Origin of the sequence: Lelliottia sp. 489 (genome assembly GCF_050435885.1) — a bacterium.
Classification (GTDB): Bacteria; Pseudomonadota; Gammaproteobacteria; order Enterobacterales; family Enterobacteriaceae; genus Enterobacter; species Enterobacter nimipressuralis.
The window spans coordinates 229,913-255,404 of record NZ_JBNDLC010000001.1; the positions used below are offsets into that span (position 1 = coordinate 229,913).

Genomic DNA, 25,492 nt, shown 5'->3' on the forward strand with positions numbered 1-25,492 from the left:
GTATTAAAGGCGGAAAACGAGTTCAAACGGCGCGCCCGAATCGTATCAACAGCGAAATTCGCGCGCAAGAAGTTCGCTTAACAGGTCTGGAAGGCGAGCAGCTTGGTATTGTGAGTCTGAGAGAAGCTCTGGAAAAAGCTGAAGAATCCGGAGTAGACTTGGTCGAAATCAGCCCTAACGCCGAGCCGCCAGTTTGTCGTATCATGGATTACGGCAAATTCCTCTATGAAAAGAGCAAGTCTTCTAAGGAACAGAAGAAAAAGCAAAAAGTTATTCAGGTTAAGGAAATTAAATTCCGACCTGGCACCGACGATGGCGATTACCAGGTAAAACTCCGCAGCCTGGTACGCTTTCTGGAAGAGGGTGATAAAGCTAAGATCACGCTGCGTTTCCGCGGTCGTGAGATGGCTCACCAGCAGATCGGTATGGAAGTGCTTAATCGCGTCCGTGACGATCTGAGTGAACTGGCAGTGGTCGAATCCTTCCCATCGAAGATCGAAGGCCGCCAGATGATCATGGTGCTCGCTCCTAAGAAGAAACAGTAAGGCCTTCAAGTAGCAATTCCTGTGGAGCCTACGGGCTTCGCAGGTTTTGTTCGCCTATGTTTCGTTTATTAACAATGCGAAGTGGAAGTTATTAAAATGCCAAAAATTAAGACCGTACGCGGTGCTGCTAAGCGCTTCAAAAAAACCGGTAAAGGTGGTTTTAAGCACAAGCACGCTAACCTGCGTCACATTCTGACTAAAAAAGCTACCAAGCGTAAACGTCACCTGCGTCCTAAAGCCATGGTTTCCAAAGGCGATCTGGGCCTGGTAATCGCGTGCCTGCCGTACGCATAAGTCGTAAACGTTTATTAACCTTTTTTAACTTAGAATAGATACAGGAGAGCACATATGGCTCGCGTAAAACGTGGTGTAGTTGCCCGTGCACGTCACAAGAAAATTTTGAAACAAGCTAAAGGCTACTACGGTGCGCGTTCTCGCGTATACCGCGTTGCCTTCCAGGCTGTTATCAAAGCTGGTCAGTATGCTTACCGTGACCGTCGTCAACGTAAGCGTCAGTTCCGTCAACTGTGGATTGCGCGTATCAACGCAGCAGCACGTCAGAACGGTATTTCTTACAGCAAATTCATCAACGGCCTGAAAAAAGCCTCTGTTGAAATCGACCGTAAGATCCTGGCTGACATCGCAGTATTCGACAAATTAGCGTTCACCGCTCTGGTCGAAAAAGCGAAAGCAGCACTGGCATAAGCCAGTTGAGAGAGGGGGCTTTGCTCCCTCTTTCATTTCCACCCCCTTCGGGATGAATGAACACACAAGGTAACGCAAGCATGAATGCTGCTATTTTCCGCTTCTTCTTTTACTTTAGCACCTGAATTCAGGGGGCTTGCGCGTGAAAGATGAAACGAAAAACAGCGCCAGAAAGCCTCCTGATGGAGGCTTTTTTTGTTTCTACCGCTTATGAATATCGCCACATAACGAGGAAAACCATGTCACATCTCGCAGAGCTGGTTGCCAGTGCAACGGCAGCCATTAATCAGGCCTCAGATGTTGCCGCATTAGACAATGTCCGCGTCGAATATCTGGGCAAGAAAGGGCATCTGACCCTGCAAATGACCACCCTGCGTGAATTGCCGCCAGAAGAGCGCCCGGCAGCGGGTGCGGTGATTAACGAAGCCAAAGAGCAGGTTCAACAGGCACTGAATGCGCGCAAATACGATTTAGAAAGCGCCGCGCTGAATGCCCGTCTGGCCGAAGAGACCATTGACGTCTCCCTGCCGGGTCGTCGCATTGAGAATGGCGGTCTGCACCCGGTCACGCGCACCATCGACCGCATTGAAAGTTTCTTCGGTGAGCTCGGCTTTACCGTGGCGACTGGCCCGGAAATCGAAGATGACTACCATAACTTCGATGCCCTGAACATTCCTGGCCATCATCCGGCACGCGCTGACCACGACACTTTCTGGTTTGATGCCACCCGTCTGCTGCGCACCCAGACCTCTGGCGTGCAGATCCGCACGATGAAAGAGCAAGAGCCGCCGATCCGCATTATCGCGCCAGGCCGCGTCTATCGTAACGATTACGACCAGACGCATACCCCGATGTTCCATCAGATGGAAGGCTTGATCGTTGATAAGAACATCAGCTTTACCAACCTGAAAGGCACGCTGCACGACTTCCTGCGTAACTTCTTTGAAGAAGATCTGCAGATTCGTTTCCGTCCGTCCTACTTCCCGTTCACCGAACCTTCTGCTGAAGTGGACGTGATGGGTAAAAACGGCAAATGGCTCGAAGTGCTTGGCTGCGGCATGGTGCATCCAAACGTCCTGCGTAACGTGGGTATCGATCCGGAAGTCTATTCCGGCTTCGCCTTCGGTATGGGCATGGAGCGTCTGACCATGCTGCGTTACGGCGTGACCGATTTGCGCGCATTCTTCGAAAACGATCTGCGTTTCCTCAAACAGTTTAAATAAGGGCAGGACAGAACAATGAAATTCAGTGAACTGTGGTTACGCGAATGGGTGAAGACCACGCTCGACAGCGAAGCGCTCTCTAACCAAATTACCATGGCTGGCCTTGAAGTGGACGGCGTTGAGCCGGTTTCCGGCGCATTCAACGGCGTGGTTGTCGGTGAAGTGGTCGAGTGCGGCCAGCACCCGAACGCCGACAAACTGCGCGTGACAAAAGTGAACGTTGGCGGCGAGCGTCTGCTCGATATCGTCTGCGGCGCACCAAACTGCCGACAAGGTCTGAAAGTGGCTGTGGCCACTGTCGGCGCGGTTCTGCCGGGCGATTTCAAAATTAAAGCAGCCAAACTGCGCGGCGAGCCGTCAGAAGGCATGCTGTGCTCGTTCTCCGAGCTGGGTATTTCCGACGATCACAACGGCATTATCGAACTGCCCGTTGATGCCCCGATTGGCACTGACATCCGCGAATACCTGAAGCTGGATGACAACACCATCGAAATCAGCGTGACGCCAAACCGTGCCGATTGCTTAGGGATTATCGGCGTGGCGCGCGACGTTGCGGTGCTGAACCAGACCGAACTGAACGTGCCGGAGATCGCACCCGTTGCGGCAACCATCACCGACACGCTGCCGATTCAGGTCGAAGCCGCTGATGCCTGCCCGCGCTACCTTGGCCGTGTGGTTAAAGGCATCAACGTCAAAGCGCCAACGCCACTGTGGATGAAAGAAAAACTGCGTCGCTGCGGAATTCGTTCTATCGATGCGGTGGTTGACGTGACTAACTACGTTCTGCTTGAACTCGGCCAGCCGATGCACGCATTCGATAAAGATCGTATCGAAGGCGGGATCGTCGTGCGTATGGCGAAAGAGGGCGAAACGCTGGTTCTGCTGGACGGCAGCGAAGCCAAACTGAATGCCGATACGCTGGTCATTGCCGACCACACCAAAGCGCTGGCCATGGGCGGCATCTTCGGTGGCGAGCACTCAGGCGTTAACGACGATACGCAAAATGTTCTCCTGGAGTGTGCATTCTTCAGCCCGCTGTCCATTACCGGCCGCGCGCGTCGCCACGGTCTGCATACGGACGCCTCTCACCGCTACGAGCGCGGTGTTGATCCGGCACTGCAGTACAAAGCAATGGAACGTGCCACTCGCCTGCTGATCGATATCTGCGGCGGTGAAGCGGGTCCAGTGATTGATGTGACCAATGAGTCAGCGCTGCCTCAGCGCGCGACTATCACGCTGCGTCGTAGCAAGCTGGATCGTCTGATTGGCCATCACATTGCGGATGCGCAGGTGAGCGATATCCTGCGCCGTCTGGGCTGTGAGGTTACCGAAGGCCAGGACCAGTGGCAGGCCGTTGCACCAAGCTGGCGTTTCGATATGGAAATCGAAGAAGACCTGGTGGAAGAAGTGGCTCGTATTTACGGCTACAACAACATCCCTGACGAGCCTGTACAGGCCAGCCTGATGATGGGCACCCATCGCGAAGCCAACCTGTCCCTGAAGCGTGTGAAAACCATGCTGAATGACAAAGGCTATCAGGAAGTGATCACCTACAGCTTCGTGGATCCGAAACTGCAGCAGCTGATCCACCCAGGTCAGGAAGCCCTGATTCTGCCAAGCCCGATCTCCAGCGAAATGTCCGCAATGCGCCTCTCCCTGTGGACCGGTCTGCTTGGTACCATCGTGTATAACCAGAATCGTCAACAGAGCCGCGTACGTATCTTCGAAACCGGTCTGCGCTTTGTGCCTGATACCCAGGCAAATCTTGGTATCCGTCAGGATCTGATGCTGGCGGGCGCTATCTGCGGCAATCGCTATGAAGAGCACTGGGATCTGACCAAAAACAGCGTTGATTACTACGATGTGAAAGGCGATCTGGAGTCAGTTCTCGAACTGACCGGTAAACTTTCTGAAATTGAGTTCCGCGCAGAAGCCATTCCAGCCCTGCATCCGGGCCAGAGCGCTGCCATTTATTTACACGGTGAACGCGTTGGTTTCGTTGGTGTTGTTCATCCTGAGCTGGAACGCAAACTGGACTTGAATGGCCGCACCATGGTGTTTGAGCTGGAGTGGAACAAGGTCGCAGACCGCGTGGTTCCTCAGGCTCAGGACGTTTCGCGCTTCCCGGCGAACCGCCGCGATATCGCCGTCGTGGTCGCTGAAAATGTGCCCGCAGCAGATATTTTGGCCGAATGTAAGAAAGTTGGCGTAAATCAGGTAGTTGGCGTAAACTTATTTGACGTGTACCGCGGCAAGGGCGTAGCAGAAGGTTCTAAGAGCCTCGCTATTAGCCTTATCCTTCAGGATACCAGCCGTACACTCGAAGAAGAGGAGATTGCCGCTACCGTTGCCAGATGTGTAGAGGCATTAAAAGAGCGATTCCAGGCATCATTGAGGGATTGAACCTATGGCGCTTACAAAAGCTGAAATGTCAGAATATCTGTTTGATAAGCTTGGGCTTAGCAAACGGGATGCCAAAGAGCTGGTAGAGCTATTTTTCGAAGAGATCCGTCGTGCTCTGGAAAATGGTGAGCAGGTAAAACTCTCCGGTTTTGGCAATTTTGATTTGCGAGACAAAAACCAACGTCCGGGTCGCAACCCGAAGACGGGGGAAGATATTCCCATTACAGCCCGCCGCGTGGTGACCTTCAGACCCGGCCAGAAGTTAAAAAGCCGTGTCGAAAACGCAACGCCCAAAGCAGAGTAATATGAACTAACCCAAAAAGGCCGCAATCGCGGCCTTTTTTCTTTGCGCGAAGGCATACCCACCGTAAAATCAACATCATCACTCACACGAAAACCGAACCCATGCTCGATTTTGCCCGTCAACAACACCGTTCCGATCTGCGCTGGCTGCTGGCACTTATGACAATTCTGCTCGCCATTTTTGCCGTGAGTCTGTGCGCCGGAGAGCAGTGGATCGGGCCAGAACAATGGTTGAGCGATCAGGGCAAACTGTTTGTCTGGCAAATTCGCCTGCCGCGCACAGTAGCCGTCGTGCTGGTCGGTGCGGCGCTGGCGCTGTGTGGCACCATCATGCAGGCCTTATTTGAAAACCCACTGGCGGAACCGGGGCTGCTCGGCGTCTCCAATGGCGCAGGTGTCGGCCTTATCGCCGCAACGATGCTGGGCAGTGGAAGCCTTTCTGGCTGGGGCGTGAGCCTTAGCGCCATCGCCGGTGCGCTGCTTATCACCGTGATTTTACTGCGCTTCGCCAGACGGCATTTATCCACCAGCCGTCTGCTGCTGGCCGGCGTCGCGCTGGGGATTATCTGCAGCGCTTTAATGACCTGGGCGGTCTATTTCTCCACCTCATTCGACCTGCGCCAGCTGATGTACTGGATGATGGGCGGTTTTGGCGGCGTGGACTGGCGGCAGGGCTGGCTGATGGCACTGCTGTTTCCGGCGATCCTGTGGGCCGCTTTCCAGGCGAAACCGCTAAACATGCTGGCGCTGGGTGAGGTCTCTGCCCGCCAGCTGGGCCTGTCGATCGGCCTGTGGCGCAATGTGCTGGTGGTCGCTATCGGCTGGATGGTTGGTGTCAGCGTCGCGCTGGCCGGGGCCATAGGTTTTATTGGCCTGGTGATTCCCCATATGCTGCGCCTCGGTGGGATTACAGATCATCGTACTTTACTGCCCGCCGCCGCCATCGCAGGCGCGGCAACGCTGCTGATTGCCGATATTATTGCCCGCCTGGCCATGAGTGCCGCCGAGCTGCCGATCGGGGTCGTGACCGCAACACTGGGCGCGCCCGTATTTATCTGGCTACTATTAAAGGCCGGACGTTAGATCCGCCCAACCGTAAGACAATCTAAGGGGACGCTATGCAGTACGATATTTTGAATACCGAAGTCACAACCATTGATGGCGAGAACACCACGCTTGAAAGTTACAAAGGTAAGGTTCTGCTGGTGGTCAACGTCGCCTCGAAATGTGGTCTGACGCCGCAGTACGAACAGCTGGAGAACATCCAGAAAGCCTGGGAAAAAGACGGATTTGTGGTCCTCGGATTCCCCTGCAACCAGTTCCTGGGCCAGGAGCCTGGCAGCGAAGACGAGATCAAAACCTTTTGCAGCACCACTTATGGCGTGACATTCCCGATGTTCAGCAAAATCGACGTCAACGGCGAAAACCGCCATCCGCTGTATGAAAAACTGGTCGCCGCAGCGCCTGCTGCCGTTGCGCCGGAAGGCAGCGGTTTCTACGAGCGGATGGCGAGCAAAGGACGCGCGCCGCTCTATCCAGACGATATTTTGTGGAACTTCGAAAAATTCCTGATTGGCCGCGATGGTCAGGTGGTGCAGCGCTTTGCACCAGATATGACGCCGGAAGATCCGATCGTCATGGAGTCCATTAAACTGGCGCTGGCGAAGTAATGACTCAGCTGATGCAGCTCGCGGGCGTCGCGGAGAAGGGAAGGCTGGAACCAGTCAGCGCGGAAATCCGTGCGGGTGAGATCGTGCACCTCGTGGGGCCAAACGGTGCCGGGAAAAGCACATTGCTCGCGCGGATGGCCGGGCTGACGTCAGGCGAGGGCGATATCATTTTACACGGGCATTCTCTTCATGAATGGTCGCCTGTGTCGCTGGCGCACCGGCGCAGTTATCTGGTGCAACAGCAAACGCCGCCCTTCGCCATGCCTGTCTGGCACTATCTGGCGCTGCATCAGCATGATAAATCCTCGTCATCACTTCTGGATGACCTCACCGGGGCGCTTGGGCTAACTGATAAGCTTACGCGCAACGTCAACCAGCTTTCCGGCGGGGAGTGGCAGCGCGTGCGGCTTGCAGCGGTGATCCTGCAAATCCATCCGGCGGGAAACCCGCACGGTAGTCTGCTGCTGCTGGATGAGCCGATGAGCAGTCTGGACGTCGCGCAGCAGGCGGCGCTGGATAAGCAGCTCAGCCTGCTGTCTGGCAGGGGCATTGCCGTGGTGATGAGCAGCCATGACCTGAACCATACGCTGCGTCACGCCCATCGCGTGTGGCTTTTGGCGTGCGGAAAACTGCTCGCCAGCGGCCCGCGTGACACCGTGCTCACACCGCCCAATCTGGCGACGGCATACGGGATGCCTTTCCGGCGGCTGGACATCGAAGGGCACAGAATGTTGATTTCTACCGTCCAGGAATAAGCGTTTCTTGCAAGGTTGTGTAATCACAGGCTAAATTACGGAAAGGATAAAAAAAGCAGAGGATTCGTCTGGAAATGCGATTCTGGTTTCTGATCGTGGGCATGTTATTACTTGCAGGATGCAGTAGCCATCGTGCGCCACCCCCTAATCCGCGGTTATCGGATTCAATAACCGTGATAGCCAACCTGAACGATCAGTTGCAAAACTGGCGCGGGACACCCTATCGCTATGGCGGCATGAGCCGGGGCGGGGTGGATTGCTCTGGCTTTGTGCTGATGACATTCCGCGATAAATTCGATCTGCAACTCCCGCGCGATACACGCACGCAGGCCAAAATTGGCACTGAAATAGACAAAGACGATCTGCTTCCCGGCGACCTGGTATTCTTTAAAACCGGTTCGGGAGAAAGTGGCTTACATGTTGGCATTTATGATACCGACAACCAGTTTATTCACGCCTCGACCAGTCGCGGTGTGATGAGGTCTTCCTTAGATAATGTTTACTGGCGGAAAAACTTCTGGCAGGCGCGCCGTATATAGCCGCACTCTCTTCTTTCTTAAGCGCGATTTTGGTTAAGTCGCGCTGTTTTCTGACTCATTGCTGTTTTGATACATTACGTAACATTAATTAATTCTGTAAGTCCCTGAATTCGTGAATACTGGATATTATTTGATATCCAGGATAAGATTATTTTTAGATTGAGGGAAAAATCTTAAAATATAAAAGGAAAGAATGAAATTAACTCTATTAAAATCAATAAAGTTGAATTGTTTTAGCCGTTGCTCCAGGATGCAGGATATCGTCGTTAACGCGGGGCAGGCTCTATGATTGTCACCCTGAATAATCCTTATCAATCTGAACTGTTATTACTCCCGGCGCGCAATATCGCAGGGGAGCTACAGGGTTTAGAGATCCTTGCTAACTTTGTTAGCGTGGGGGCTGACGTCCGCATCCCTACTGAGCTGGTGAAGCCGCATCTCACTGCAGAAGACGAGTTAACGCTGTTTAAAGAGAAACTCGATCTGCTGGATTCCTGCAAACTTTTTTTTGTGCAGCATCAGCTTATTGCATGGATAAATATTACGCCGGTCATTAGTGAGTATCTTTTAACGGACAGAAATGCCGGGGCAATATTAGATCGTTATCCTTTTCTTGAGTTCACGGTTAATGAGAATTATCCCGGTTTAAATAACGGCAAAGATGATCTCATGCTGGCGAGAATGGCGATCCATTTTCCGATGGTGCTGGCCGACTACGGTGCCGGTGCCGCGTCGAATAAAGCCATTTTTGACGGGCTGTTTACCCGTGTTGCGCTGGATAAAGGGTTTATCCAGCAGCGTGTCGCGGAGTTTTCCTTCGAGCCATTTATGCGCGCGATCCTTGCACAAATCTCGCCGTACTGCCTGTCGGTGATGATCGCGGGAGTGGATGATGAAGAGGTTCTGCGACGGGTGATGCCTTTCCGTTTTAGTGCCATGCAAGGGAATTTGTGGTCCGCAGTCCCCGCGAGTCAGGTCACCACGCTCGTTCAACGATAACCCTGCCATTCGCCCGTGTTTAAGCACGGGTAAACCCTCTACACTAGAGGCAGGAGGACTTATGACCCTGTCTTTTACTGCTCACTGGCACGATGAACTGCCAGATTTCTACACCGCACTTAATCCAACGCCGCTGACCAACGCCCGGCTCATCTGGCATAACGACAGCCTTGCCAGCGAGTTAGGCATTCCGCCATCGCTATTCCAGCCCGCGACCGGCGCTGGCGTCTGGGGCGGCGAAGCGCTGCTTCCAGGCATGCAGCCTCTGGCACAGGTCTACAGCGGTCATCAGTTTGGCGTCTGGGCTGGTCAGCTCGGCGACGGTCGCGGCATTCTGCTGGGTGAACAGCAGCTTGCGAACGGCCAGACCGTCGACTGGCACCTGAAAGGGGCCGGACTGACGCCATATTCCCGCATGGGCGACGGACGCGCGGTGTTGCGCTCGACGATCCGCGAAAGTCTCGCCTCAGAAGCGATGCATGCGCTTGGTATTCCTACCACGCGCGCCTTATCCATCGTGACCAGCGATACGCAGATTGCCCGCGAAACCTACGAGCCGGGCGCGATGCTGATGCGTATCGCGCAAAGCCACGTCCGTTTCGGCCATTTCGAACACTTTTACTATCGTCGTGAGCCGGAAAAAGTCCGCCAGCTGGCAGATTTTGTCATTCGTCATCACTGGCCGCACTGGCAGGATGACGCGGACAAATACATCCTCTGGTTCCGTGATGTCGTGGCGCGCACCGCGTCACTGATGGCCTGCTGGCAAACAGTCGGCTTTGCCCACGGCGTGATGAACACTGATAACATGTCGATCCTGGGCCTGACCATGGATTACGGCCCGTACGGTTTCCTTGATGACTATCAGCCAGATTTTATCTGCAATCACTCAGATCATCAGGGGCGCTACAGCTTTGAAAACCAGCCTGCGGTGGGCCTGTGGAATTTGCAGCGCCTCGCCCAGTCTCTGTCGCCGTTTATTGATGTGGAAGCCCTGAACGATGCGCTGGATCGCTATCAGGAGGTTCTGATGCAGGAATACGGCAAGCTGATGCGCCGCAAGCTGGGGCTGACGACGCAGGAGAAAGGCGATAACGATATTCTGAATGCGCTGTTTGCGCTGATGGCCCGAGAGGGCAGTGATTACACCCGTACTTTCCGTATGCTGAGCCAGACGGAACAGCAGAGTGCAGCCTCGCCGCTGCGCGATGAGTTTATCGACAGAGCGGCTTTTGACGGTTGGTTTAGCACCTACCGTGAGCGCTTGCAGCGCGAGGAAATTCAGGACGACGCCCGTCAGGCGCAGATGAAAGCCATTAATCCGGCGATGGTTCTGCGCAACTGGCTGGCGCAGCGGGCGATTGAGCAGGCAGAGCAGGGGGATTACGCAGAGCTGCATCGTCTGCACGACGCCCTACGCACGCCGTTTGCGGATCGCAGCGATGATTATGTCAGCCGCCCACCGGACTGGGGCAAGCGGCTGGAAGTGAGCTGTTCAAGCTAAGGCGCGAGAAACACCTGCGGGGCCGCATTCACAGGATGCTGGCCCACGTGCACCTGCGCCCCGTACCAGCGCGCCAGATCCCCGGCGCGCAACACGCTTTCCGGCGACCCCTGCGACACAATCTCTCCTTCGTGCAATAACACAATCCGGTCGGCCCACAGGGCGGCCAGATTGAGATCGTGCAGCACCACGCAGACGTGCAGATCGCCCTGCGCGGTTAAGGATTTCATCAGTCGCAGCAAATGCTGCTGGTGATAAAGGTCCAGCGCCGAAGTCGGTTCATCGAGAAACAGCCAGCCGCGCGGCGCGCCGTCGCACCATAACTGCGCCAGGGCGCGGGCAAGTTGCACCCGCTGCTGCTCACCGCCCGACAGAGAGGCGTAGCGCCTTCCCGCCAGCGGCAGACAGCCAGTTATCTGCATCACCTGATGGATCACTGCGCCTTCCGGCTGCGGCGTCCAGGGCGCACGTCCCATGCCGATGACCGCTTCAACCGGCCAGTCGAAGCCCAGCTGGGTCTGCTGGCGCATCACCGCGCGATGGCGGGACAGCGTCTGCGTACTCCAGGCCTCCAGCGGTCTCCCGTTCAGCATGCACTCTCCCGATGCGGGTTTCAGAAAGCCGGTCAGCAGACGCAGCAGCGTCGATTTCCCTGCGCCGTTAGGGCCGATCAGCGCCACCAGTTCACCCGGCTCCAGCGAGAGCGACACCTCACGAATCACGGTCTTGTCTGCTGTGCGGTAGGTCAATGCCCGCGCGCAAAATTGTTCAGTCATGCTGTCCCCCGCGACGGAAAATGAGCCACAGGAACCACGGGGCGCCAAGGAGACTGGTCAGCAGGCCGACCGGCATCTCCGCAGGGGCGACGGCCGTCCGGGCGAGAGTGTCGGCGATCAGCAGTAAAAATGCGCCCGCCAGCACCGAACCGGGGATCACCGCGCGATGATCCGATCCCAGCCACATGCGCATCAGATGCGGAACCACCAGACCGATAAAGCCGATTACGCCGCTGACGGCGACCGCAGAGGCGACCAGCAACGCGCTGCACAGCAGCAAAATACGCTGCACCACGCGGACATCCACCCCCAGGTAGTGCGCCTCTTCGTCGCCCAGCTGCAGCAAATTCAGCGCACCCGCTAATCGCCAGATAATCAGCACCGTCGGGATCATCAGCGAGGTGACGGCCAGCAGCGTCGACCACTGTGCCGAACCCAGACTGCCCATCCCCCACAGGGACAACTGGCGGAGCTGCGCATCATTGCTGACCCACGACAACACACCAACCGCCGCACCGCACAGGGCGTTGATGGCAATGCCCACCAGCAGCAGGCGCGACAGGGAGCTGTCACGCTGCTGGCTGAGCAGAAAAATGACCAGTGTCGCCGCCAGCGCGCCGATAAACGCCGCTAGCATCGGAGCGTACAGCATCAGCAGCGCTGGCAGCGTGACGGGCAATACCACCCACAGCGCCACGGCGCAGGCCGCACCGCTGCTGATACCCAGCAGACCGGGATCGGCGAGCGGGTTACGAAACAGCCCCTGCATCACACAGCCCGCCAGCGCCAGCGATCCGCCAATCACCAGCGCCAGCAGCACGCGGGGGAGGCGAATGGTGAACCAGATCTGGCGCAGCGCGTCGTCGGTGCCGTTCCACAGCAGGGTGACCGGCAGGCGCAACGCGCCAAAACCGGTCGCGAGCAGCGTCATCAGCGCCAGCGTCAACGCTAGCCCCCACAGGGAGAGGGTGATCCGGCGAGGCATCAGGGGAGTTGCTCCGCTTTGTCGCGCAGCTGCTGAATAGCCTGCGGCGTGCGCACGCTAAACCCGAGCAGCGCCATATCGTCAATCTGCAACACCTGCTTATTTTTGCCCGCGGGGGTTTGCGCCAGGCCTGGCAGCTTCCACAGATTATCTTCGCCACCCATCGCGCTCACGCCGTCCTGCGAAATCACCACCAGATCCGGCTGGCTGGCAATCACACCCTCATGCGAAAGCGGTTGATAGCGCGCAAAACCCTGCATCGCATTCTTTAACCCGGCGGCGCGGATCGCCGCATCCGCGCCGGTCTGCTGGCCCGCCGCCATGGCGGTCATCCCGCCGTGGTTGAGAATGAACAGCACCCGTTTGTTAAGCGGTGACGACGGCAGCGCCGCCAGTGCCTGACGCAGGTTTTTACGCAGAGCATCACCCTGCTCAATGCGATGGGTCGCTTCAGCAATCACCCGCACCTTTTCGTCGATGACGCTGAGATCGTTACTGCCCGGCACGGTGACGACCCGGACGTTGCTCTGCTCGACCTGTTTGAGCGCCAGCGACGGCTGAGCCTGCGCACTTGCCAGCACCAGCGTCGGGCGCATCGCCAGAATCCCTTCGGCGTTCAACTGACGCAGATAGCCCACGTCCGGCAGCGCAGTGGCCGGTTGCGGCCACTGGCTGGTGCTGTCGCGGGCGACGAGCGATGACTCTGCGCCCAGGGCGTAGACAATCTCCGTCACGTCACCGCCCAGCGAGACAATTTTCTCCTGCGCAGCGGCAAAAGCCGTCAGCGGTAGCGCGACAATCAGGGCAAGCAGTTTTCTCATGCGGCCAGCCCTTTTGGCGCCAGGGCGTCGATCTGTGCGCGCCACTGGGTTTGTTCCGGCTGGCCTTCGGTGCGCTGGCCGTAAAGCTGGGCGATTTGCGTGCCATCTGCGGCAAACAGCTCCAGACTGGTGACGTGCCCGTCGGCGGTCGGTTTACGCGTGACCCAGGTCTCAGCGATGGTCTCTTCCAGCAGATGCAGGGTGAAGGTCGGGTTAAAGATGTTCAGCCAGCCTTTCATCGGGACCAGTTTTTGCACGGCGCCGGTGAAGATCTGCACGCAGCCACGGTTACCGACAAAGACCATGATCTCGTTGCCGTCCTGACGCGCAGTTTCCAGCAGTTGCCCCAGCGCGCTGTTCTCCACTTTGCAGGCCAGATCGTCTCTGACCAAGCGGAACGCCTGCTGACGGCTCAGGTTATGGCGCTTCAGCAGACTGAAGAACTGATGTACGTCGGTCATCGCCCGCCATTCGCTGTCCAGCGTATTTCCGTCCACTTCAGTGGCGTGAGCCACTGTATCGGCGGCTTTCAGCGCCAGCGGCGGGTTATCGGCAAAGATAAAGCGGGTCAAAACATCACCCCACGCAGAGACATCGGTGTTGTCGGTGGTGTAGACCTTCAGCAGCGCATCGCCCTGATGGTCAAAGAACTGAATGCTCTGACGCTCGCCGCGCGCGGTGGCTTCGCTGATGTGGAACACGTAGGCCCACTGATTCAGGAACAGGCGCAGATCGAGCGCACCTGGGTTCAGCACCAGCCCGGCGTGGCCGCTGAGATGCTGATTGGTAAAGCTGCCGACCTGCTCATGTACCGCGTATTCGTTGCGGCAAATGCACTTGGTTTCGCCTACCGCTTCGAGCGCGCTGAGGATCTCACGCACTTCACCGTGCAGGCGCCAGGCGTCGTGGCCCACGCGTGCGGAGGTCAGTTCGGCTTCGCTGATGCCCATCATGGCGGCGATGTCGCGGGCGTATTTGCCAGGGTTTTGTTCTTTTAGCTCAATCCAGCGTGTGTAGTGATTCATTGTCTCTTCCTTCCAGATAAGCGCCCCGGCGAGCCGGGGCAAGGTGATTACCACTGATAACTGACGAAAATCTTGCCGTTGCGTCCATCCTGCGGGATGCCCTGCGGGGACCAGTACTCTTTGTCAAAGGCGTTGCCGAGCACCAGCGTGGTGGTGACGCCTTTCAACTGCTCCTGACCCTGATAGCTGACGTAGAAGTCATTCACCGCGTAGCCAGGCTGCTTGCTGTATGAGCTGCTGATGTGCGTGGAGCGATCGACGAAGGTACCGATCCAGCCCACGGAGAAGCCGCTTTGCGCCACCGGTACGTTCAGTTTGCTGGTGACGGTATCCGGGTTAATGCTGGAGATGTATTCGCCCGTATCGGTGTCTTTCCCGCGCGTGCGGTTGTAGGCCATATCCAGGCTGAACAGATCAGCCGAGTATTTCGCCATCACGTCCCAGCCCCAGATTTTGGCGTTGGGTACGTTATAGGACATGGTGGTGGCAGCCGCAAAGTCGACGGTGGTGGAGATGTAATCTTTCGCCTTGGTGTCGAAGTAGCTGGCTTTGAACTCCAGTTCATCGTTGGCAAGCATCAGGTCGTCAAAGCGCAGGCCAAAACCGTACTCCTGCGTTTCGTTGGTTTCCGGGCGCAGATTTGGGTTCGGCACCCAGTAGTTGGTGTAGAAGCTGCCGATGGAGAAGTGTTTGGAATCGTTATACATCTCGCCCATCGTCGGTGCGCGGAACGCCTGCGCGTAGGAGCCGAACAGCATCAGCCAGTCGGCAGGCGTCACGGTTAAGCCCGCGCGGGATGACCATTTATCTGCATCCACATCTTCGTAACCGTCGCTGCTGCCACGGTAGTTGTCATAGCGTGTACCACCGAGCAGGGTCACCGGCAGGTCGCGCAAGGTGATTTCGTCCTGCAGCCAGCCGGAGCTGAAGTCGATTTTCGCGTCCGGGAAGCCGGTGGTAGATCCGCCTGGATTTTGCTCCTGACGGTAATACTCTCCGCCGTAGGTCAGCAGATGCGAGGCGAAGGAGTCGGTGAACAGGCGCGTGCGGTTCTCGACTTTCCCGCCTTTGGTCGTCTGCTTGCGGAATTCAGCGGTGCGGTCGACGTTCTGGGCGTTAATACGTGCCTCGGACCAGTACACTTTCGCGTTGGCATTCAGCCAGTCGTTCCCCTCCGGCGCGAGAGCGTATGAGAGCTGGGCGTCGCGCTGGATGGTGGAACGGTCGGTCATCGGGTTGCTGCTGTCATCCGCATCGAGGGTCTGCGGGTTTTTAGGCTCCTGCGCGGCGTTATTGTAGTAGCGCAGGGCACCGCCCAGGGTCTGGGCGCTGTCGATTTTCCAGCTGCCTTTCGCCAGCATGTTGTTGATAGATTCGTCGTTAGGCGCGGTGGACCCGTCGCTCTGACGTAAATCCCCGCGATCGCGGCTGGACCAGGCCACCAGGCCATCCAGCGTATCGGTACGACCAAACGCGCTGGCGCCCATGCCAATGCTGTGATCGCCCGTGGCACCGGTGCCGAAGACGCGGAAACCGCTGTTTTTACCGTTTTCGAGCAGATCTTTGGCATCGACGGTGTCATAGGAGATCACGCCGCCCATCGCGCCGCTGCCGTAAAGCAGGGCGGACGGGCCGCGTACCACTTCGATACGTTTGATCAGCGCGGGATCGAGGAAGGTGCTGTTCAGGTGGCCGGTGTCAGTCCCCTGACGCACGCCATCTACCAGCACCAGCACGCCACGGCGATCGTACCCGCGCAGGTTCACGTCCTGACCGTTAGTGCGCCCTGTGCCGTCGAGCGTAATGCCTGGTACATTGCGCAGCAGGTCGGCGGCAGAGCTGGCGGTCTGTTTATCAGGGGAGGTCGCGTCGATCACGCTGACCATCATTGGCGCTTCAAAGGTGCTACGGGCGTTACCCGTGGCGGTGACGGTCATCTCTTCTGAGGCGGCAAACGCAGCGCCCGGCAGGGCACTGACAACGGCCAGCGCCAGCAGCGAGGGGCGCAAAGACGCGGAATGCAGGTATGGCATAGCAACTCTCCATTTGGAAATCGAAAGCGCTGGCTGCCTGGGGATCACCTGGGTGGCTGGCGAATAGTTTGGGCATTGTTTATTTAGTGAGAATCAGTTTTCCGGCATGTGTCTGGCGCAGCAGATAGTGCTGGCCGTCATGCTCAATAATGACCCGTCCCTCGTCGCCCAGCAGAGTCTTGCTGTCGATACGACGTTCCAGGGGAGCAGGTTTTGGCTGTGTGTCTTCTTGTACGCGCGTTGCCGTGCTGTTAGTAATGCGTGACATAGTGTTTATAAATAACAATCAATGTAACAATGATAATCATTATCAACAAAGTGAAATTTCACGGCAAGCGTTTTTGTGAAAATTTTGTGACGAGATCAATTCTTGCGGATTGAGGACGTTATGCAGAAACGAGATGAGGCCGGGTAAGCAGAGCGCCACCCGGCACAATGGGGCAGGAGATCAGAACCGGGTATCGACCGCTGCCGCCAGTTTTTCCAGCAGCAACGCGCTATCTTCCCAGCTCAGACACGGATCGGTAATCGACTGGCCGTAAACGGTCGGCTGACCGGCCACCACCTTCTGTGTGCCTTCTTTCAGGAAGCTCTCGGCCATAATCCCGGCCACTGCGGTCGACCCGCTGCGGATCTGCTGGCAAATCTCATCGCACACGTCCAGCTGGCGACGATGCTGTTTCTGACAGTTGCCGTGGCTGAAATCCACCACCAGATGCTCAGGCAGATCAAACTCGTGCAGCGTATCGCACGCCGCCGCGATGTCTTCCGCGTGGTAGTTCGGTTTTTTACCGCCGCGCATGATGATATGGCCATACGGGTTGCCGCTGGTCTGGTAGATGGTCATCTGGCCGTTTTTATCCGGCGAGAGGAACATATGGCTGGCGCGCGAGGCGCGAATGGCGTCTACCGCGATGTGCGTATTGCCATCGGTGCCATTCTTAAAGCCCACCGGGCAGGAGAGCGCCGAGGCCATCTCGCGGTGGATCTGGCTCTCCGTGGTACGAGCCCCGATGGCCCCCCAACTGATGAGATCGGCGATAAACTGCCCGGTCACCATATCCAGAAACTCGGTCGCGGTCGGCACGCCCAGCTCGTTGACCTGCAAAAGCAGTTTACGCGCCAGCTCGATACCGTGGTTCACACGGTAGCTGCCGTTCAGATCAGGATCGGAGATCAGACCTTTCCAGCCCACCACGGTGCGCGGCTTTTCAAAATAGGTGCGCATCACGATTTCAAGGCGATCCTGGTGCTTATCGCGCAGCACTTTCAGGCGCTGAGCGTACTCCATTGCCGCATCAAGATCGTGAATGGAGCAGGGACCAATAATCACCAGTAAACGGCGGTCTTCACCGTTGAGGATTTTTTCAATGCGTCGACGTGACGCTGTCACGTGTTCCGCCACGCTTGCGGAGACAGGATGGCGCTGCGCCAGTTCGGCGGGCGTCACCAGACTTTCGATACGCGCTGTGCGAAGTTCGTCAGTTTTGTTCATGGAAGTTCTCAGAATTTTTTGCTTCATCGGCAGACTACCGGGAAGTGATGGGCATCACCTTAAACCAATCCCTGCTGAATTCAAGTTCGGGGCCACTCTGCCCCGAAGCGTGAACGCGATGATAACTGAAAATAAACCATCGTACTAGCATATTAGTACATGCGACGGTTTAACCCCATGATGTCGAGGATTTTCGTGGCGATCTCTTCCACCGAATAGTTGGTGCTGTTCAGCCATGGGATCTGGTTTTTGCGGTACAACGCTTCCACTTCGGAGACCTCCATGCGGCACTGACGCATCGAGGCGTAACGGCTGTTTTCGCGGCGCTCCTCGCGAATGGCGGCCAGACGCTCGGGGTTTATCGTCAAACCGAACAGCTTATGTTGCAGCGGTTTCAGGGCGGCGGGCAGCACGAGGTTATCCATATCATCGGCGATAAACGGGTAGTTCGCGGCGCGAATACCAAACTGGAGCGCCAGATAGAGGCTGGTCGGTGTTTTGCCGCAGCGCGACACGCCGAGCAAAATCACCTGCGCCTGATCGAGATTGCGCATCGAAATTCCGTCGTCGTGGGCGAGGGTGTAATCGATGGCGGCGATACGCGCGTCATACTTCACCAGATTCCCGGGGTTCAGGCCGTGGGTGCGATGGGCAACGGGTGTCGGATCGAGTTTTAGCTCGCTTTGCAGCGGAGCGACCAGCGCCTGCACGATGTCCTGACAGAAACCTTCACTTTGCAAAATAATGGTGCGAATTTCGGGGATAACAATGGAATAGAAAACTAACGGACGAATACCGGTCTGCTGATAAATCGCATCGATCTGCTCTTTCACCGCTTTTGCGCGGCTCTCGTTTTCGACAAACGGCAGCGTGATGCTGTTAATCGCAACGGGGAATTGCGACATCACCGCATGCCCCAGCACTTCGGCGGTGATCGCCGTACCATCAGAAATATAAAAAACGTGGCGATCCACAGCATTATCCATTTTATCCACCCTGAATATCGTACGTAATTGTCTGAAAGCATAAATTAAAAAAGTAAAATACACAGCAAAGAACTTGTCTGATTTATAAATGAAACGGTTTTTTTGATTTTACTGAAAAGTGGATTTCATTTTTAAATTAGTCACTTTGTTTTAAGGGTTTTAGCACGAATCTATAGGAATCATCGGGTTAGCGAATGATGGGAAAGTGTCCGAAAAACAGAAAAATAAAAGTGCTTACACGATTCACCGTTTTTTTGCCGGGAATAAATATGCCAGTATAAATACGAAGTCAGGCGTTACTTACTCCGTTTAAATATCACAAAAGGATTGTTTCGATGTCCAACAATGGCTCGTCACCGCTGGTGCTTTGGTATAACCAACTCGGCATGAATGATGTAGACAGAGTTGGAGGCAAAAATGCCTCCCTGGGTGAAATGATTACAAATCTGTCGGGTATGGGTGTTTCCGTACCGAACGGGTTTGCCACAACTGCCGACGCGTTTAACTATTTTTTAGACCAGAGCGGTGTTAACCAGCGCATTTACGACCTGCTGGACCAAACGGATATTGATGACGTAACCGCGCTTGCCAAAGCCGGTGCGCAGATCCGCCAGTGGATTATCGACACACCTTTCCAGCCGGAGCTGGAAAAAGCGATTCACGATGCTTATAACCAACTCTCTGCTGACGACGCGCAGGCCTCATTCGCCGTGCGTTCCTCTGCCACCGCAGAAGATATGCCGGACGCCTCTTTTGCCGGTCAGCAGGAAACCTTCCTGAACGTTCAGGGCTACGACGCGGTGCTGGTGGCGGTGAAGCATGTCTTTGCTTCCCTGTTCAACGACCGCGCGATCTCCTATCGCGTGCATCAGGGCTATGACCATCGCGGCGTCGCGCTCTCTGCGGGCGTGCAGCGCATGGTGCGCTCCGACATCGGCTCCTCCGGCGTGATGTTCTCCATCGATACGGAATCTGGCTTCGATCAGGTGGTGTTTATCACCTCCGCCTGGGGTCTGGGTGAGATGGTGGTGCAGGGCGCTGTTAACCCTGACGAATTCTACGTCCACAAACCGACGCTGGCGGCCAACCGTCCGTCGATTGTGCGCCGCACCATGGGCTCTAAAAAAATCCGCATGATTTACGCCCCGAGCCAGGAACACGGCAAACAGGTGGAAATCGAGGACGTGCCGCAGGAGCAACGCGACCGCTTCTCCCTGACCGATGCGGAAGTCCAGGAGCTGGCGAAACAGGCCGTTCAGATTGAAAAGCACTACGCACGTCCGATGGATATCGAATGGGCGAAAGACGGCCACACCGGCAAACTGTTTATCGTGCAGGCGCGTCCGGAAACCGTGCGTTCTCGCGGCCAGGTGATGGAACGTTACACCCTGCATGCCCAGGGCAAAATTGTCGCCGAAGGGCGTGCGATTGGTCACCGCATCGGTGCCGGCCCGGTTAAAGTGATCCACGATATCAGCGAGATGAATCGTATTCAGCCGGGTGATGTGCTGGTAACAGACATGACCGACCCGGACTGGGAACCGATCATGAAGAAAGCGGCGGCGATCGTGACCAACCGTGGTGGCCGTACCTGCCACGCGGCGATCATCGCCCGCGAGCTGGGCATTCCGGCGGTTGTCGGCTGCGGTGATGCCACCGAACGCATGAAAGACGATGAGAAAGTCACCGTCTCCTGTGCTGAAGGCGACACCGGCTACGTTTATGCCGATATTCTCGACTTCAGCGTGAAAAGCTCCAGCGTCGATACCATGCCGGATCTGCCGCTGAAAATCATGATGAACGTCGGCAACCCGGATCGTGCATTCGATTTCGCCTGTCTGCCGAACGAAGGCGTCGGCCTGGCGCGTCTGGAATTTATTATTAACCGCATGATCGGCGTGCACCCGCGCGCACTGCTGGAGTTTGACGACCAGACGCCTCAGCTGCAAAACGAAATCCGCGAGATGATGAAGGGCTACGACTCACCGAAAGAGTTCTACGTCGGACGTCTGACGGAAGGTATTGCCACCCTGGGTGCGGCATTCTATCCGAAGCGGGTGATCGTGCGTCTGTCGGACTTTAAGTCCAACGAATACGCCAACCTGGTGGGCGGCGAGCGCTACGAACCGGAAGAAGAGAACCCTATGCTCGGCTTCCGTGGCGCGGGTCGCTACGTGGCGGACAGCTTCCGCGACTGCTTCGCCCTTGAATGTGACGCGGTGAAACGCGTGCGCAACGAAATGGGTCTGACTAACGTCGAAATCATGATCCCGTTCGTGCGTACCGTGGATCAGGCGAAAGCGGTAGTCGAAGAGCTGGCGCGTCAGGGTCTCAAGCGGGGCGAGAACGGGCTGAAGATCATTATGATGTGCGAAATCCCGTCTAACGCCCTGTTGGCAGAGCAGTTCCTGGAACACTTCGACGGCTTCTCTATCGGCTCTAACGATATGACGCAGCTGACGCTGGGTCTGGACCGCGACTCCGGCGTGGTGTCTGAGCTGTTCGATGAACGTAACGAAGCGGTGAAAGCGCTGCTGTCGATGTCCATCCGCGCCGCGAAGAAACAGGGCAAATACGTCGGGATTTGTGGCCAGGGTCCATCGGACCACGACGACTTTGCCGCATGGCTGATGGAAGAGGGGATCGATAGCCTGTCCCTGAACCCGGACACCGTGGTGCAAACCTGGCTGAGCCTGGCTGAACTGAATAAGTAGTATTGATCGCGCCGTCCCTTTTATTCTTAAAGGGACGGCGACATAATTTTCCCCACTATGCTCCCCGTCACACTTAGCGCAATTAACCAAATATCGTAATCAGTCTGTTAATTTCTACAATTGTTAGCCAGCGAAGCGCTGCTAATAATTGAGCCTTACTGCGCATTACCCTACATCTTGCGCAACTGGTTGAAATACGTTTTAACCGATAAAAGGCAATTAACAATGACAATCTCCTCTGTATTACGTACCAAAGATAAAATAGGTTACGGCCTGGGTGATATGGCCAGCGCGCTGGTCTGGCAAACGGCCACCTTATTTCTGGCATATTTCTATACGGATGTATTTGGCCTGCCCGCCGCGATCATGGGTACCATGTTTCTGGTGGTGCGCGTGGTGGATGCCTTTGTCGACCCGTGCATTGGCGCGCTGGTGGATCGCACCCAGACCCGGCACGGGCGTTTCCGTCCGTGGCTGCTGTGGTTCGCCATTCCGTTTGGCGTAAGCTGTCTGATTACTTTTTATGTCCCCGATGTCGGGCCAACGGCGAAAATTGCCTATGCTTGCGTGACTTACACCTTGCTGAGCCTGATCTATTCCGCGATTAATGTGCCGTACTGCGCGATGCCGGGTGCCCTGACGATGGACCCGCGTGAGCGCCATTCCCTGCAATCCTGGCGTTTTGGACTGTCCTTTATTGGCGGCCTGATTGTTACGGTCATCGCCCTGCCGCTGGTCTCCCATTTAGGCCAGGGAAATGTGCAGAAAGGCTATTTCTATGCCATGAGTCTGATGGGGCTGTTAGGCATTATCTTATTCTTCATCTGCTTCTTTATGACCCGCGAGCGTTATTCTCCGCGTAATGATACCTCCGGCTCGATGATCACGGATTTAAAATTACTGGCCGCCAACAGCCAATGGCGCATTGTTTTTGTGTTTAATATTTTACTGCTGACGGCAGTCGTCACACGCGGCTCCGCCACGATGTATTACGTCAATTATGTGCTGCTGCGCCCGGATTTAGTCTTTGCCTTTATCGTTTCCGGAATGGTGGCCTCTTTAAGCGGAGCCTTATTATCTGAACGGTTATTGGGTAAATTTGACCGGGTGCGTGCCTATCAGTGGACGATTATTTCCTTCGTGATATTTGGCGCGATGATTTTCTTCCTGCCGCCGACGCAAATCTGGCTGATTTTCGGCCTGAACATCATCTTTAGCTTTATCCAGAACCTCACCACGCCGCTGCAGTGGACCATGTTCTCGGATGTGGTGGATTACGAAGAGCACCGCAGTGGCCGCCGTCTGGACGGGCTGGTCTTTTCCACTGCGCTGTTCGCCATTAAATTCGGCCTCGCCCTCGGCGGCGCGGTGGTTGGTTGGGTACTGGGAATCGTGAGTTATGTCCCGGGGCAGGCAATTCAAAGCCCGCAGGTACTGACCACGATTAACGCGCTGTTCACTCTGATCCCCTGCGTGCTGTTTATCGCCATGGTGGTGCTGCTCGCCATTTACAAACTGAACAGCCGCCTGGTGGATTCCATTGCACAAGAGCTTGCCCGCAAGCGCGAAGCGCGTACTGATGCGGGGCAGACCAGCCCGGCATTTCATTCTGCTACACAGGAGTAAAACATGACTGCCATCTACAAGGATGCGGGATATCCCGTGCACGAGCGTGTCGCCGATCTGCTGGCACGTATGACCCCGGAAGAGAAATTCGCGCAGATGCATGCCTACTGGCTGGTTCTGGATGAGGGCGGCAATCACCGAGAGCGCAGCGATCTTAGCGACGAATTTGCAGGCGTGAGCGAACAGGCGGCGTTGAGCGAGCGGCTCAAACTGGGCGTCGGGCAAATTACCCGTCCGCTGGGGACGCACATTGTGGATGCGCACACCGGCGTGCGCGCGGCAAACCGTCTGCAGCGGATGATGATGGAAGAGACCCGGCTGGGTATCCCCGCGCTGTTCCATGAGGAGTGCCTGGTCGGCCTGCTGTGCAAAGACGCGACGCTGTTTCCGTCCTCCCTCAACTACGGTTCGACCTGGGACCCGGCGCTGGTCAAACGTGCGGCACTGCAGATCGGCGCAGAGGCCCGCTCGGTGGGCTGTCAGCAGGGGCTGGCCCCGGTGCTGGATGTCTCTCGCGACGTGCGCTGGGGGCGTACCGAAGAGACCTTCGGTGAAGATCCGTGGCTGGTGGGGGTCATGGCGACCGCGTATGTCGACGGATTGCAGGGCGAAAAACGCGATCTGCTGGCGACCCTTAAACACTATGTCGGCCACTCTTTCAGCGAGGGGGCGCGTAACCATGCCCCGGTGCATCTCGGTTTTTGCGAGCTGAATGATACGTTCCTGCTGCCGTTTGAAATGGCGGTCAAACTGGCCAACGCCGGTTCCGTGATGCCGGCCTATCATGATATCGACAATCAGCCCGGCCACAGCGACGCCTTCTTGCTCACCACGGTGCTGCGCGAGCAGTGGGGATTCGACGGGATTGTGGTGGCCGACTACGGCGGTGTCAGCCTGTTGCATCAGCATCATGGCATTTCCCACGATGCGGCGGAGTCTGCGGCGCTGGCGTTCAACGCCGGGCTGGACGTCGAGCTGCCGAAAGACGACTGCGCCCGTAATCTGGCGGAAGCCGTGAAGCGTGGGCTGATTTCGATGGATAAGATCGATGAAATTGTCGCGCGCGTGCTGAGCGAAAAATTCCGCCTCGGTCTGTTTGAGCAGCCGTATGCGCGCGAAGAGAATATCGATCTGCAAAATGCGCAAACCCGACAGGTGGCGCGCGACGTGGCAACCCGTTCGCTGACGCTGCTGGAGAACAACGGCATACTGCCGCTTGCGGGTAAACCGCGTGTGGCAGTGGTAGGGCCAACCGCAGACGATCCGCTGGCGCTGCTGAGCGGCTACAGCTTCCCGGTGCATCTGATCATCAGCGATATGGTGGAAGAGACGTCGCAGGTAACCACACCGCTTGCCGCGCTGAAACACTATCTGGGCGATGCCCAGGTGCGTTACGCCAAAGGCTGCCACATCATTGAGCACCGCATGGCGGGCGCGCCGGTATTTCCTGGCGACAGTGGCGGCAAACCGATGCAGCAATCGCCGGTGTCATTCGATACCCGTCTGATTCCAGAGGCGGTGCGGGCGGCGCAGGACAGCGATATCGTCATCGCCTGCGTGGGCGATCTGGCGGGATTATTCCAGAGCGGTACCGTGGGTGAAGGCTCCGACACCGACAGCCTGAACCTGCCCGGCGTGCAGCAACAACTGTTGGAAGCGCTGGTGGAAACCGGTAAGCCGGTCGTGGTGGTGATGACGGGCGGACGTCCGTACAACCTGCAGGGGCTGGAAGATAAGGTCGCGGCGCTGCTGCTGGCCTGGGCACCAGGACAGGAGGGCGGCTGGGCGATAGCCGATGTGCTGACCGGGCGCGCGGAACCGCAGGGACGGCTGGTGGTGAGTGTGCCGAAAAGTGCGGGTGCGATGCCGTACTATTACAATCACAAGCTGAAAAGCGGCGGTACGCCGTTCGCCTTCCACTTTGGCTCACGCTATCCCTTCGGTTTTGGTCTCGGCTGGACGACATTTTCCTGCGATGCACTGCGTTTAGCGAAAACGTCTGTCCCGGTCGAGGGCGAGGTGATGCTGAGCGTGACGGTGCAAAACAGCGGCGAGCGTAGCGGCAGCGAAGTGGTGCAGGTCTATGTGCGCGACCGCGTGGCCTCGATGGTGCGACCGTTGCAGGAGCTTAAAGCCTTCCAGCGCGTCACGCTCTCACCGGGCGAAAAGGCGACGCTCACCTTCAGCCTGCCGGTGGATATGTTTAATTTCACCCGCCGCGACGGTAAAAGAGTGGTAGAGCCAGGCGAGTTTGAGCTGCAGGTCGGGCTGTCCTCAGCGGATATTCGCGCTGCGGTGACGGTAAATGTCACTGGCGAGACGCGGGTACTGCCGGAGAAGTGGCGGATGCTGAGTTCGTGTGAAATCGAACGAGCGTAAAAACGA

The 25,492-nt window shown here is 56.6% G+C and carries 24 protein-coding genes and 1 other annotated feature; of the genes, 16 read left to right on the plus strand and 8 right to left on the minus strand.

What is annotated here, in order from left to right:
• The first annotated feature begins 2 nt into the window (after positions 1-2).
• The 13 genes from infC to selO all read left to right on the plus strand — a co-directional run bounded on the left by infC (position 3) and on the right by selO (position 10,646).
• Positions 3-545 (plus strand): translation initiation factor IF-3, encoded by a 543-nt coding sequence (gene infC, locus ABIE11_RS01200; RefSeq protein ID WP_071818735.1) that lies wholly within the window; start codon positions 3-5, stop codon positions 543-545.
• Positions 546-641: 96 nt separating this feature from the next.
• Positions 642-839, plus strand: coding sequence for a 50S ribosomal protein L35 (gene rpmI / locus ABIE11_RS01205; RefSeq protein ID WP_001124225.1), 198 nt, complete (start codon positions 642-644; stop codon positions 837-839).
• A gap of 54 nt (positions 840-893) precedes the next feature.
• Positions 894-1,250: a 50S ribosomal protein L20 gene (gene rplT / locus ABIE11_RS01210; RefSeq protein WP_012017122.1), complete on the plus strand. Its 357-nt coding sequence runs from the start codon at positions 894-896 to the stop codon at positions 1,248-1,250.
• A gap of 75 nt (positions 1,251-1,325) precedes the next feature.
• Positions 1,326-1,449: a sequence feature (Phe leader region), on the plus strand.
• Positions 1,331-1,375 carry a pheST operon leader peptide PheM gene (gene pheM, locus ABIE11_RS01215; RefSeq protein ID WP_001386830.1) on the plus strand — a complete coding sequence of 15 codons (45 nt, stop codon included), beginning with the start codon at positions 1,331-1,333 and terminating at the stop codon, positions 1,373-1,375. It overlaps the preceding feature by 45 nt.
• A 40-nt stretch (positions 1,450-1,489) precedes the next feature.
• The gene (gene pheS, locus ABIE11_RS01220; RefSeq protein ID WP_100780476.1) at positions 1,490-2,473 is read left to right on the plus strand and encodes a phenylalanine--tRNA ligase subunit alpha; all 984 of its coding nucleotides are present in this window, start codon (positions 1,490-1,492) and stop codon (positions 2,471-2,473) included.
• Between the two features lie 15 nt (positions 2,474-2,488).
• On the plus strand, positions 2,489-4,876 hold the full coding sequence (pheT, locus tag ABIE11_RS01225) for a phenylalanine--tRNA ligase subunit beta (protein WP_429183612.1): 2,388 nt from the start codon (positions 2,489-2,491) through the stop codon (positions 4,874-4,876).
• 4 nt (positions 4,877-4,880) lie between these two features.
• Positions 4,881-5,180, plus strand: a complete 300-nt coding sequence (ihfA, locus tag ABIE11_RS01230) for an integration host factor subunit alpha (RefSeq protein WP_003857805.1) — start codon at positions 4,881-4,883, stop codon at positions 5,178-5,180.
• A gap of 101 nt (positions 5,181-5,281) precedes the next feature.
• Positions 5,282-6,262, plus strand: coding sequence for a vitamin B12 ABC transporter permease BtuC (gene btuC / locus ABIE11_RS01235; protein WP_429183615.1), 981 nt, complete (start codon positions 5,282-5,284; stop codon positions 6,260-6,262).
• 35 nt (positions 6,263-6,297) lie between these two features.
• Positions 6,298-6,849 carry a glutathione peroxidase gene (locus ABIE11_RS01240; RefSeq protein ID WP_100780473.1) on the plus strand — a complete coding sequence of 184 codons (552 nt, stop codon included), beginning with the start codon at positions 6,298-6,300 and terminating at the stop codon, positions 6,847-6,849.
• Complete coding sequence (gene btuD / locus ABIE11_RS01245; protein ID WP_429183617.1) at positions 6,849-7,604, plus strand: vitamin B12 ABC transporter ATP-binding protein BtuD; 756 nt, start codon at positions 6,849-6,851, stop codon at positions 7,602-7,604. Before ABIE11_RS01240 ends, btuD begins: the two co-directional genes overlap by 1 nt.
• A gap of 74 nt (positions 7,605-7,678) precedes the next feature.
• Positions 7,679-8,143 carry a C40 family peptidase gene (locus ABIE11_RS01250; protein ID WP_100780471.1) on the plus strand — a complete coding sequence of 155 codons (465 nt, stop codon included), beginning with the start codon at positions 7,679-7,681 and terminating at the stop codon, positions 8,141-8,143.
• Between the two features lie 285 nt (positions 8,144-8,428).
• Positions 8,429-9,142, plus strand: a complete 714-nt coding sequence (locus ABIE11_RS01255) for an EAL domain-containing protein (protein ID WP_107703735.1) — start codon at positions 8,429-8,431, stop codon at positions 9,140-9,142.
• 61 nt (positions 9,143-9,203) lie between these two features.
• Positions 9,204-10,646 carry a protein adenylyltransferase SelO gene (selO, locus tag ABIE11_RS01260; RefSeq protein WP_429183619.1) on the plus strand — a complete coding sequence of 481 codons (1,443 nt, stop codon included), beginning with the start codon at positions 9,204-9,206 and terminating at the stop codon, positions 10,644-10,646.
• On the opposite strand, the gene ABIE11_RS01265 is transcribed toward selO, so the two are convergent.
• The 8 genes from ABIE11_RS01265 to ppsR form a co-directional block, all read right to left on the minus strand.
• Positions 10,643-11,422: a heme ABC transporter ATP-binding protein gene (locus ABIE11_RS01265; RefSeq protein ID WP_429183620.1), complete on the minus strand. Its 780-nt coding sequence runs from the start codon at positions 11,420-11,422 to the stop codon at positions 10,643-10,645. The two genes, selO and ABIE11_RS01265, sit on opposite strands and share 4 nt — an antisense overlap.
• The gene (locus tag ABIE11_RS01270) at positions 11,415-12,407 is read right to left on the minus strand and encodes a FecCD family ABC transporter permease (RefSeq protein WP_429183622.1); all 993 of its coding nucleotides are present in this window, start codon (positions 12,405-12,407) and stop codon (positions 11,415-11,417) included. Before ABIE11_RS01270 ends, ABIE11_RS01265 begins: the two co-directional genes overlap by 8 nt.
• Entirely contained in the window at positions 12,407-13,228 is an 822-nt protein-coding gene (locus ABIE11_RS01275) for a heme/hemin ABC transporter substrate-binding protein (protein WP_429183623.1), read from the minus strand. Before ABIE11_RS01275 ends, ABIE11_RS01270 begins: the two co-directional genes overlap by 1 nt.
• Positions 13,225-14,253, minus strand: coding sequence for a hemin-degrading factor (locus tag ABIE11_RS01280; protein WP_429183625.1), 1,029 nt, complete (start codon positions 14,251-14,253; stop codon positions 13,225-13,227). Before ABIE11_RS01280 ends, ABIE11_RS01275 begins: the two co-directional genes overlap by 4 nt.
• A 47-nt stretch (positions 14,254-14,300) precedes the next feature.
• Complete coding sequence (locus ABIE11_RS01285) at positions 14,301-16,286, minus strand: TonB-dependent hemoglobin/transferrin/lactoferrin family receptor (RefSeq protein ID WP_102103522.1); 1,986 nt, start codon at positions 16,284-16,286, stop codon at positions 14,301-14,303.
• A gap of 79 nt (positions 16,287-16,365) precedes the next feature.
• On the minus strand, positions 16,366-16,554 hold the full coding sequence (gene hemP, locus ABIE11_RS01290; protein WP_100780463.1) for a hemin uptake protein HemP: 189 nt from the start codon (positions 16,552-16,554) through the stop codon (positions 16,366-16,368).
• 180 nt (positions 16,555-16,734) lie between these two features.
• A complete protein-coding gene (gene aroH / locus ABIE11_RS01295; RefSeq protein WP_429183628.1) occupies positions 16,735-17,781 on the minus strand; it encodes a 3-deoxy-7-phosphoheptulonate synthase AroH in 1,047 nt (348 codons plus the stop codon).
• A 152-nt stretch (positions 17,782-17,933) separates the two neighbouring features.
• A complete protein-coding gene (gene ppsR / locus ABIE11_RS01300; RefSeq protein WP_100780461.1) occupies positions 17,934-18,767 on the minus strand; it encodes a posphoenolpyruvate synthetase regulatory kinase/phosphorylase PpsR in 834 nt (277 codons plus the stop codon).
• 335 nt (positions 18,768-19,102) lie between these two features.
• Between ppsR and ppsA the strand changes: the two genes are divergently transcribed.
• The 3 genes from ppsA to ABIE11_RS01315 all read left to right on the plus strand — a co-directional run bounded on the left by ppsA (position 19,103) and on the right by ABIE11_RS01315 (position 25,486).
• Complete coding sequence (ppsA, locus tag ABIE11_RS01305; protein WP_429183629.1) at positions 19,103-21,481, plus strand: phosphoenolpyruvate synthase; 2,379 nt, start codon at positions 19,103-19,105, stop codon at positions 21,479-21,481.
• Between the two features lie 225 nt (positions 21,482-21,706).
• Positions 21,707-23,107: an MFS transporter gene (locus ABIE11_RS01310; protein ID WP_429183631.1), complete on the plus strand. Its 1,401-nt coding sequence runs from the start codon at positions 21,707-21,709 to the stop codon at positions 23,105-23,107.
• Between the two features lie 3 nt (positions 23,108-23,110).
• Complete coding sequence (locus ABIE11_RS01315; protein WP_429183632.1) at positions 23,111-25,486, plus strand: glycoside hydrolase family 3 N-terminal domain-containing protein; 2,376 nt, start codon at positions 23,111-23,113, stop codon at positions 25,484-25,486.
• Positions 25,487-25,492 lie beyond the last annotated feature (6 nt).

Coding starts and splice junctions, on each gene's coding strand:
- rplT (WP_012017122.1), top strand. CDS start 894: ATGGCTCGCGTAAAACGTGGTGTAGTTGCCCGTGCACGTCACAAGAAA.
- ppsA (WP_429183629.1), top strand. CDS start 19,103: ATGTCCAACAATGGCTCGTCACCGCTGGTGCTTTGGTATAACCAACTC.
- ABIE11_RS01275 (WP_429183623.1), bottom strand. CDS start 13,228: ATGAGAAAACTGCTTGCCCTGATTGTCGCGCTACCGCTGACGGCTTTT.
- ihfA (WP_003857805.1), top strand. CDS start 4,881: ATGGCGCTTACAAAAGCTGAAATGTCAGAATATCTGTTTGATAAGCTT.
- ppsR (WP_100780461.1), bottom strand. CDS start 18,767: ATGGATAATGCTGTGGATCGCCACGTTTTTTATATTTCTGATGGTACG.
- ABIE11_RS01315 (WP_429183632.1), top strand. CDS start 23,111: ATGACTGCCATCTACAAGGATGCGGGATATCCCGTGCACGAGCGTGTC.
- ABIE11_RS01255 (WP_107703735.1), top strand. CDS start 8,429: ATGATTGTCACCCTGAATAATCCTTATCAATCTGAACTGTTATTACTC.
- ABIE11_RS01250 (WP_100780471.1), top strand. CDS start 7,679: ATGCGATTCTGGTTTCTGATCGTGGGCATGTTATTACTTGCAGGATGC.
- ABIE11_RS01270 (WP_429183622.1), bottom strand. CDS start 12,407: ATGCCTCGCCGGATCACCCTCTCCCTGTGGGGGCTAGCGTTGACGCTG.
- pheT (WP_429183612.1), top strand. CDS start 2,489: ATGAAATTCAGTGAACTGTGGTTACGCGAATGGGTGAAGACCACGCTC.
- pheS (WP_100780476.1), top strand. CDS start 1,490: ATGTCACATCTCGCAGAGCTGGTTGCCAGTGCAACGGCAGCCATTAAT.
- ABIE11_RS01265 (WP_429183620.1), bottom strand. CDS start 11,422: ATGACTGAACAATTTTGCGCGCGGGCATTGACCTACCGCACAGCAGAC.
- ABIE11_RS01240 (WP_100780473.1), top strand. CDS start 6,298: ATGCAGTACGATATTTTGAATACCGAAGTCACAACCATTGATGGCGAG.
- ABIE11_RS01310 (WP_429183631.1), top strand. CDS start 21,707: ATGACAATCTCCTCTGTATTACGTACCAAAGATAAAATAGGTTACGGC.
- aroH (WP_429183628.1), bottom strand. CDS start 17,781: ATGAACAAAACTGACGAACTTCGCACAGCGCGTATCGAAAGTCTGGTG.
- btuC (WP_429183615.1), top strand. CDS start 5,282: ATGCTCGATTTTGCCCGTCAACAACACCGTTCCGATCTGCGCTGGCTG.
- selO (WP_429183619.1), top strand. CDS start 9,204: ATGACCCTGTCTTTTACTGCTCACTGGCACGATGAACTGCCAGATTTC.
- ABIE11_RS01280 (WP_429183625.1), bottom strand. CDS start 14,253: ATGAATCACTACACACGCTGGATTGAGCTAAAAGAACAAAACCCTGGC.
- rpmI (WP_001124225.1), top strand. CDS start 642: ATGCCAAAAATTAAGACCGTACGCGGTGCTGCTAAGCGCTTCAAAAAA.
- btuD (WP_429183617.1), top strand. CDS start 6,849: ATGACTCAGCTGATGCAGCTCGCGGGCGTCGCGGAGAAGGGAAGGCTG.
- hemP (WP_100780463.1), bottom strand. CDS start 16,554: ATGTCACGCATTACTAACAGCACGGCAACGCGCGTACAAGAAGACACA.
- ABIE11_RS01285 (WP_102103522.1), bottom strand. CDS start 16,286: ATGCCATACCTGCATTCCGCGTCTTTGCGCCCCTCGCTGCTGGCGCTG.